This is a genomic window from Halomonas sp. SIMBA_159 (assembly GCF_046536035.1).
Classification (GTDB): Bacteria; Pseudomonadota; Gammaproteobacteria; order Pseudomonadales; family Halomonadaceae; genus Vreelandella; species Vreelandella venusta_A.
This window is the reverse complement of sequence record NZ_JAWJBT010001796.1, coordinates 1-230: the sequence shown is the minus strand read 5'-3', so window position 1 is coordinate 230 and position 230 is coordinate 1. Positions and strand designations below refer to the sequence as shown.

1 protein-coding gene is annotated in these 230 nt (G+C 34.8%); it reads left to right on the top strand.

Annotation, left to right across the window (positions count from 1 at the left end; genetic code table 11):
• Positions 1-230, top strand: a 230-nt coding sequence (locus R0J87_RS25395; protein WP_498889787.1) for a TenA family protein, incomplete at both ends; no start/stop codon positions are given.

Sequence of the window (230 nt, the reverse complement as noted above, 5' to 3'; positions counted from 1 at the left end):
CAAGACTATCTTTTTGTTATTGAATTTACTCGTTTGTTAGCCCAAACTTTAGCTAATGCCCCTCCAGAACATTTTGATGTTTTACTAGGAGGATTAACTGCTCTTAAAGATGAATTAAATTGGTTTCAAATCAAAGCAAAAGAGCGCGATCTGAATTTAGAGATTGAAAAACAAGAAACCTGTCAGGCTTATTGTGAGTATATGCAGAAAGTAGGAGAAATGTCCTATCC